General features: G+C 34.2%; 7 protein-coding genes and 1 pseudogene. All 8 read right to left on the bottom strand.

Annotated features, from left to right (window positions below; genetic code table 11):
- Positions 1 to 233, bottom strand: a pseudogene (locus IRZ80_RS21090) (RteC domain-containing protein); the annotation flags it as partial.
- A 134-nt stretch (positions 234 to 367) separates the two neighbouring features.
- Positions 368 to 1,270, bottom strand: a complete 903-nt coding sequence (locus IRZ80_RS20455; RefSeq protein ID WP_194644176.1) for an alpha/beta hydrolase fold domain-containing protein — start codon at positions 1,268 to 1,270, stop codon at positions 368 to 370.
- A gap of 62 nt (positions 1,271 to 1,332) precedes the next feature.
- Positions 1,333 to 1,827, bottom strand: coding sequence for a cupin domain-containing protein (locus tag IRZ80_RS20460; RefSeq protein WP_194644178.1), 495 nt, complete (start codon positions 1,825 to 1,827; stop codon positions 1,333 to 1,335).
- A 20-nt stretch (positions 1,828 to 1,847) separates the two neighbouring features.
- Entirely contained in the window at positions 1,848 to 2,930 is a 1,083-nt protein-coding gene (locus tag IRZ80_RS20465; RefSeq protein ID WP_194644181.1) for an alkene reductase, read from the bottom strand.
- Between the two features lie 24 nt (positions 2,931 to 2,954).
- A complete protein-coding gene (locus IRZ80_RS20470) occupies positions 2,955 to 3,848 on the bottom strand; it encodes an NAD(P)H-binding protein (RefSeq protein WP_194644183.1) in 894 nt (297 codons plus the stop codon).
- 93 nt (positions 3,849 to 3,941) lie between these two features.
- The gene (locus tag IRZ80_RS20475) at positions 3,942 to 4,691 is read right to left on the bottom strand and encodes a pirin family protein (protein WP_194644185.1); all 750 of its coding nucleotides are present in this window, start codon (positions 4,689 to 4,691) and stop codon (positions 3,942 to 3,944) included.
- A gap of 17 nt (positions 4,692 to 4,708) precedes the next feature.
- Entirely contained in the window at positions 4,709 to 5,653 is a 945-nt protein-coding gene (locus IRZ80_RS20480; RefSeq protein ID WP_194644187.1) for an NAD(P)-dependent alcohol dehydrogenase, read from the bottom strand.
- Between the two features lie 168 nt (positions 5,654 to 5,821).
- Complete coding sequence (locus tag IRZ80_RS20485; RefSeq protein ID WP_194644190.1) at positions 5,822 to 6,544, bottom strand: helix-turn-helix domain-containing protein; 723 nt, start codon at positions 6,542 to 6,544, stop codon at positions 5,822 to 5,824.
- Positions 6,545 to 6,628: the final 84 nt, after the last annotated feature.

The raw sequence follows: 6,628 nt of genomic DNA on the forward strand, positions 1-6,628 counted from the left end.
TTATAATAAATAAGTTTCGAAGTAAATTGTGGTTTGATTTCTTTGAAGAATTGTATTTCTTCAGTTTCGGTTTTAAAATTGTTCTTAACAACGAGTAATTTTAGACTATTAATTGTTCTTAAAATGATGTCGATGGCACTTTCACATCGTACCAACAAGTTGTCAATTTCTAAGTCTATGAAGTTTAATTGTTCATTAAGTTCGGAAAGTAGTTTAGTTGTTTTGGAATTCAATTTGGTTATCTTAAAGGATTGGGCATAGTCTTTTAAGCAAAAAGACTGACAGTAAAAATATCAGTCTTTTTGTGTATAAATCGACTTTTTCAAAGTTCGTTATTTTGATACTGATTTTGATTTCATTTGTTATCTCAATTAGCAGAAATAAACTCCTTAATATCGCTCATCGCTTGAACTGACTCTTTCGAATCAATATGTGAAAATAGCCAAACATGCTTTTGTCCTACAAATTCTTTGAATTTTGCTTTTTGTTGAATTGGTTTAATATAGGAGTAAAAATTCTTAGAATCATCGTTTAGTACTTCGTCTGTACCTACCAATAAGAATACTGGCAGGAATTTCTTGAACTTAATTTCACTTGGGTCTGCTTCTTTTATTTTGTCTGCTGCATACATTAATGCGTGGCTGTATAAAAAATCTTTTTTTAAGATTGGATCGACTGACTGTTTAGTAGTATATGATTCATTATCGCACTTTAAATCAATCCACGGCGAAATTAAAGCCAATGATGATGGCATCGGAAGATTTGCTTTTTGCGCATCATTAACAAGATATACTGCCAATCCGCCACCTGCACTATCACCAATAATTGAAATTTTATGGTTTGGATAATTCTTCGTCAGTTCTCTATAAACATTTAAGACTTCATTGTTTGCAGTTGGATATGGGTGCTCTGGTGAAAGGGAATATTCAACATATACAATTGATGTATTTAAAGATGCAGATAAATGTGTCAACATTGAGCGGTAGGCATTTATACTGCCATAAGTGTATACGCCCCCATGTAGATAAATTGTAATTTTCTTTTGAGGTAATAAGTTTTTATTAAACCAAAAACTCTTTACACCAGCAATTGTTGTTTCGTCTACTTTAACATCAGCGTGAACAGGATATGTTTTACCTAAAGTTTCGTAGAAGCCTCTGAAGTTATTAATCTTTGTCATTATGCTATCAGGGATTGATTGAGCATTTAATGATGAAACACTTAATATTAAAATACTTAGTGACACGTATAATTTTGATATTTTTTTCATTTTTAATAATTTTTTTGTTATTTACTTCTATTTATTTATTCTGGAAATTTTAGCTGTGAATTTTATTTGTCTAGGTAGTTAATTGGATAAATAATTTGACCATATTTTTCAGCAATTTTCACTAATTGATTTAATTCATCTTCATTCAAATGCTTATTTGGTAAAAACTCCCCAGCCTGCACAGGTTTACCTATTTCTTTGAAAAATTCATCTAAACCAGCAGGAACTACAGTACATACAAGATGGGCTATTTTATTGCTAATATTCTTGAAGCTATGTACAGCACCACCGACAGGAACATTTATAAAGTCTCCTTTTTTTGCAGTGTATTTACCTGTCTCGGTTTTAAATTCAACCTCTCCATCAATTACCAAAAAGGATTCATGAAAATTTGAATGCGAATGAGGAGGAGGACCACCACCGGGAGGAACTTGCATGTCTATCATTGCATAAGCCCCATTCGTTTCATTTCCAGAAATAACAATTCTGTATAGGTCTCCAACTACTGAAATATGTTCTCCCTTATTTTTATCTACCATTTTTATGATATTGTCCATTTTCGAGTTTTTATAATTAATTACTTGTTTAAAAAAGGGTAATCAATATAACCTTCTGCTCCACCTCCAAACATTGTGGCTCTATCAGCCTCATTCAGCTCGGCATCTAATTCAAATCGCTTTGGTAAGTCAGGATTGGCTAAGAATAGTGTACCAAACGAAATTAATTTTGCAATGCCTTTTTCAATTTCAACTTCAGCTGTGATTTTATCGTAATTGGTGTTAGCAATTATAGTTTGTTTTATTTTACTACCAAACATTTCAATTTCATCATCTGTTGGATAGTTAGCAGGTGGAGGAAAGAAAGGATTTTTTTTCATCAACTCCACAAAGGCAAAATCCATTTTGTTTAATTCTTCAATCAAATAATTGTAAATTCCAACAGGATCATTATAAAACATATCACCATATGGATGAAAAGCCGAAATTTTAATTCCTACTTTTTCACCCCCAACAGCTTCAATTATTTCTTGCATTACTTCTAACACAAATCTGGTTTTGTTGGGAATGTTTCCGCCGTATTCGTCAGTTCTTTGATTAGAGCTGTCAGCTAGAAACTGATTTGGTAAATAGCCATTAGCGGCATGAAGCTCTACACCGTCAAACCCCGCTTCAATTGCGTTTTTTGCAGCTTGTCCATAATCTTTAATGGTTTGTTTGATTTCGGCAATTGTAATTTCTTTTGGTATTTCATACTCTTTAGGTCCCTGCGATGTATAATGTTGCATTCCTGTAATAGGTAATGATGATGGAGCAAGTGGAACTTTACCATTTCTGTCAATTGAATGACCAACTCTACCAGTATGCCAAAGTTGAGCGATTATCTTTCCGCCATTATCGTGAACTGCTTTAGTTACTTTTTTCCATGCATCTATTTGCGGTTGTGTATAAATACCGGGTGTGAAAGGACTACCTGTTGCTTCTTCACTTATTCTAATCGCTTCAGTAATAATTAATCCTGCACTTACCCTTTGGATATAGTATTTTACAGTTAAATCTCCAACTATACCATTGGTATCAGCTCGACTTCTTGTCATAGCAGACATTACCATTTTGTTCTTAAGGCTCAAATTGCCAATCGTAGTTTGTTCTAATAATTTCATTGTGATGATTATTTTTAGTTAATATTAATTATTGTAAATAGGTTTATAAACGTGGTCTGCAAAGTCTTCAGCTGTAGTAGTTGTAGTGGTGAAATCTTCTCTTTTTTGATAATTGAAAATACCGTTTCTGATACCTGTAGCCATCCCTAAAAGATTATCAACAAAATCCTCTGCAAATCCATTACCTAAAAAAATTTGCTTTGCTTGCTCTAGTGGTACTTGCACGTAAGGCAGTTCAGGTTGACCAATCGCTTTACCGACAATCGTTGTAAATTCTCGCATAGTGTAATCTTTTGGACCCATAACGGCATGAACACTTTTTTCCTTAAAATCAAGGTCTGCTAAATGACTAGCTGCAATTTTCGCAACATCTTTCGTAGCGACCATAGGAAATGAGTGGTCACCATCAGTTGCAGTTCCGTTGATACCTTTAGCCTTTACTAAAGGAATAGTTCTTAGGAAGTTTTCCATAAAGTAGGCTGAACGAATATGAAGCACATTTACTTCAGCTAATTGATTTAAACGAACTTCCTGCTCTGCGGTACCTCCCATGATTCCATTGCCTTCATGCATCTGCGAACCAAGACTGCTCATGTTTACGATGTATTTGATGCCTGATTTTTCAATTGCCTCAATGAAATTGCTTGTTACTTGACGTTGATACGCTCTAGTATTTTCAGCTTTTACATTATCAGGCAAAATCAGAAAAGCACTGTCTGCATTTTTAAATGCGTTGGTTAGAACTACAACATCATTTACATCGCCCGCAATTATTTCTGCCCCCATTGCACGAAATTTTTCTAATCTTTCAGCATTTCTTGCGATAACTGTTACATGATGACCTTCATTTAAAAGGTTTTCGGAAATTTTACTACCGACTGTTCCGGTTGCTCCGAGTATTACTATTTTTCTTTTCATTTTGCTTAAAATTTTAATAATTAATTACAGTACAAAGATGTTGTGATTATGAGACTGAAACTTGTATCAAATCACTGTTGTTACAATGAAATACTATTGCAGATTACCGCTGTACATCCCACCGTCAAAATGGACTGAATCAGTTTGTGTGATGAATAATACGATATCGCTTGTTTCAGATGCCCTGAAGGTAGGACTCGTATTTTCTATCAATATACTTTCACCAGTATTAAGCCGAGTGCTGTCATTTACATTTACCTCACCGTCGAATACATAGAAAAGAAATGCTACATTTTCCGCAGGTGAGTCAGGAAGGAAAATTTCCTCTCCTTTTTCCAATCTTAAATCCATTATCCATGTACGGCTTCGTATCTGTAAAGGATAGTCAGCTTGGTATCCTGCTATTTTTCGCCATTCATTAATGCTATAGATTTCGGGAAGTTGATAAAATTGTACTTCAGGCTTTAGACCTTTGACTTCAGGTCTGATAAAAATTTGTAGCCCTTGTAAAGTACCTCCCTCGTCCAAAACACTTTCTTCATGATAGAATGTTGCCCCCGCATTCATCATCATCAAATTTTGATTTGAAATAATTCCTGTGTGCGCTTCGGAATCAAGATGACTTACTTTACCGCTTCTTAAATAGGTTAGTATTTCATCATCTTTATGAGGATGCATGGGAATAAGTGTTCCGGGTGTAATCTTGGCATGATCTATTCTTCCAATAGTAGAAAAACCTGTGTCGCTAAGTTCAGGTTTAATAAGACCGGGATACAGTATCTGTATTCCAAAACCACCGTGCTGTTTACCATACTTAATGGTATTGTCAATTTTAGTTATCATATTATTAAATTTTAGAGTTAATTTAATTCCACCACAACTTTGCCGATATACCCGCCTTTTTCAGCATATTGATACGCTTCTTTGGTTTGGTCGAATGGGAAAACTTTGTTGATTTCAATATCTAATCCGTTTATCAAAGCATTCGATAATACGTTAGTGTATTTGATTCCTGGATTTGAGAGAACTACAATTTGCTTTTTACTTGTGAAAAGGTTGTTTAGCAACGACATTGGAATTTCGATAGGTTGTGGTGTTACATTAAGAAAAATGGATTTTGGCATCATGATTTGTTTTGCATTTTTGTAACCCATTTTGCCTGATAAGTCAATGACAATATCATATGTGGCTTTTTGTAAAAGAACATTTTCTTTGCTGTAATCTATGACCGCATTTGCGCCCCATTTTTTGGCGAATTCTACACCTTTAGTGCTTGTAACTGCTGTAACGTATGCTCCACGTTGCTTTAATAATTGAAGTAAAAACATTCCAAAACCACCTGTAGCACCATTTACCAAAATGTGGGTTTTTGAATTGATTTTTCCCATTTTCTCGATTGCGGTTACTGCTGCTGTACCAACTACGGTAATAGAGGCTGCTTGATTAAAATTTATGCTTGCAGGTTTTTTCCAAACCAATGAAGCCGAAACTGCAACGTACTCAGATGAAGCACCTTCTTTCATCATATTTTTAACTACTCCGAAAACTTCGTCTCCTATATTGAATCCGCTCACAGAAGACCCAGCATCGGTAATGATGCCTGAAAAATCTGCTCCCGTGTTTTTAGGAAATTTCGAACCTGACATTAATTTCATTTCGCCTTTTCTAATTTTCCAATCCATCGGGTTGATAGAAAATGCTTTTACTTTTACCAATACCTCATTTGATTTGATGCTAGGTTTTGGTTGTTCTACCGTTTGCAAAACTGCTGTGTTTCCAAACTTGTGATAGGCTATTGCTTTCATAATTTTAAATGTTTAATTTGATAAGACAAAATTGCGAACAACCTGATTGGTAAACTTGTATCAAATCACTATTATACTTTGAAAAGCCTATTTTTGAAAAATGAGAAAATAAAAAAGGTATCAACTATAAAGCTGATACCTTTAAATAATTGGTTAACAACGACTACTTTAGTAGACCTGTATTAAGTCGCTGCTATATTTTAATGCTTTAGGTGGCATACCAAACATTTCATACATATATTTATTTAGTTGAGGCAAATCGTAGAAACCAGTATCATAGGCAATGTCAGTAAGACTTCTTTCCCTGTCAGTTAGTGTTAGATAGATTGCTTGTCGCAAGCGAGTCCACAATAAATATTTGGATAAACTACTGCCAGTTTGTTGTTTAAATAATGATGCTAAGCGCGAAGGTGATAAATAAACGATATCGGCAAAAGTTTGGGGTGTAATGTCTGATTTATAGTAATTGTCCCTGATATACTCGACAATTTTTGTAACTCTTTCATCATAATTCGTGGGTGGTAACTTCGAGATTAAGGTATCAATCACGTTATTGATATTAAGACTATTTCTAGGAGTTTCAAAGAAAGTGTTGGTTTCAATAGGAGAATCAAAGACAATAAATTCTTGGTTTTCTTCAAAGCGTTCTGCTAGTTGTAAACCGATATTAGAGTAAGGCTCAATGTTCAAAACATTAAGCGTTCCCTTTTCTGCAACACAGAAATGTGGTACTTGTGGTTTTATTAGGAAACCGTGAATATTTTCGTTTAGCTTACCGCTGATAGTTGAATTAAAAGGCGTGTCATTTGAAAGGACAATTTGATACGCAGAATGATGATGTATCTCTACAGTTAGATTGCTTGCCTGAAGTGCTAAAATAAACGGGTTCATAATTAAATATTAATATAAAAAGAAAGGGTAAATATATTGAAAAATCAACCAAAATTGTTAAATTTAGACACTATCCTAAATTTA

This window comes from Flavobacterium sp. HJJ (assembly GCF_015351475.1).
GTDB classification, from domain to species: Bacteria; Bacteroidota; Bacteroidia; order Flavobacteriales; family Flavobacteriaceae; genus Flavobacterium; species Flavobacterium marginilacus.